The following is a 2,120-nucleotide window of genomic DNA, read 5'->3' as shown; positions in this document are numbered from 1 at the left end:
TGACATTCGCATTCAGGTTGACCGAGACGACGATGAGCTGGTCATCAACGCTAGTCTGGTCAACACCCACGGAACCGACTACCCAGACGCCACAGACTACCAGTACAAGATGTGGCGCGCGTTCCTGTTTGATGTCGGCGTCGAGGCCACCGTCGACGACACCTCAGTTATCCCGTTCCGACTGGATGAAATTCGTGATAAGTACCAGTACGACGGTCGAATGTACGCAATCGGGGAAAACTGTGCTGCCGAGCCGACCTACCCTGAGGAGGCCCGCAGCCCAATAGCCGACCCCGACCCGACGGGGGTTCAGACTGCCACCCTCCCGGTCTACAAGCAGGCGAAGTACCTCCCGCGGGAGCCGATTCCCGCGCGGTTCGATGTGCTTGCCGGACAGGCTCAGATCCAACCAGATGAGATCGACCCCGAGTTCGATGTCGATGTCCCCATCGGACTCGACGGTGTTTTGCGGCTAATTGAGGAGCAGATGGCTGCCGCGGAGGAGGACTACGAAGCTATCCGCGACGAGGTGTTGGAACACAAGTCCGACGAAGCAGAGACGCAATTCGAAGACGCGTTGGAGGATTTCCGCACGGAGCGTCAGCGGTTCCACCAGGGCCGGAAACTCATCGAGAACGACGAGCGTGTGCGGCGGGCGTTCAAACTCCTGAACGAGACCTTCACCGACGAGCTGCTCGGGGACTTCTCCTCGTGGCGTCTGTTCCAAATCGTCTTTATTGTGATGACTATCCCGGACATGGTGAAACAGGCCAACCCGGAGCGGGACATCGAGGAGAGGCTCGATACAGCGGATATCATCTACTACCCAACCGGCGGCGGCAAAACGGAGTCCTACCTCGGACTGGTCACGTTCACCGCCTTCCACGACCGACTCCGGGGTAAACATTATGGGACGACCGCGCTCACAAAGTTCCCGCTCCGCTTCCTCTCGCTCGATCAGCTCGAGCGTGCCGCCGAGGTGCTCGGGCAGGCGGAACTCGTCCGACGCGACCATGACATCGACGGCGAGCCGTTCAGCGTCGGGTACTTCGTCGGGAGCAATAACACGCCGAACAAGTTGATGAACCAGCAGCAGTACGATCGGGAGGACAGAATCGCCGACGCGAAGAAGTCACCCGCCAACGAGAACGAGGAACACGAGTACCTCATCCTCTCGGAGTGCCCGTTCTGCGGCAAGGAGTCGGTCGAAATAGACGGCGACCACGAGCGGGCGCGAATCGACCACATTTGTAACAATACGGCGTGCCCGTGGGTTAACGACCACGACGGGGAGTCCGCATCGCTCCCCGTCTATATCTCCGACCGGGAGGTCTACCGGCACGCTCCTACCTTCGTCGTCAGTACTATCGACAAGATCTCGATCATGGGAATGCAGCGGCGGTTCAGGACACTCTTGGGGGCGATCAAGACACGGTGTCCTGACCACGGCTTCTCCGGTGAGGAGCGATGCCTCGTCGACGACTATGACTACCCTGACAAGCACACCTGCGACAACGACGATCTTGAGTCCGCCGACCAGGTCGACCCACCGTCGTTGGTCATCCAAGACGAACTTCACCTTCTTCGCGAGGAGTTCGGCTCGTTCGATTCTCATTACGAGACGCTCATCCAGACACTGGCCAACCGTCTTAATGATGGATGGGACGTCAAGGTGGTGGCGGCTACTGCGACCATCCAAGGGGCCGAGCGGCAGGTTGAGGCCCTCTATCGCAAGGAGGATAACATCTTCCCAGCTCAGGGTCCACGGCTCAAGCAGTCGTTCTACGCGTACGCTCACCCAAGGCGGGTTGGGCGCAACATGATCGGCGGCATCCCAAGGAACGTCACGCGGTCGCGAGCGATCAACCGAATTCACGAGGAGCAGGCCCGAATCGTTCAGACGCTGATGCAGGAGCCCGAGCGTCTGGCGGAGGCACTCCGCACCCCCGAGGATCGCCTCAGGGAGTTCGGATACGAGGAGCTGAACCTCCCTGACGGCCAAAAAGCCCTCCACGAACGGCTCCAGGCAATCCTCGACAACTACGAGGTACAAATCTCCTACCACTACGCCAAGGACAACACGCAGCTGATGAAGCGATCGGTGCGGACGATGATCAACG

Annotated in this window: 1 pseudogene; it reads left to right on the top strand. The window is 59.7% G+C overall.

Going from position 1 to position 2,120, the window contains the following annotated elements:
- A pseudogene (locus DVK06_RS16535) lies at nt 1-2,120 on the top strand (helicase); the annotation flags it as partial.

The organism is Halorubrum sp. Atlit-28R, from assembly GCF_003665955.1.
Lineage (GTDB): Archaea > Halobacteriota > Halobacteria > Halobacteriales > Haloferacaceae > Halorubrum > Halorubrum tropicale.
This window is presented reverse-complemented; position numbering and strand designations above follow the sequence as displayed.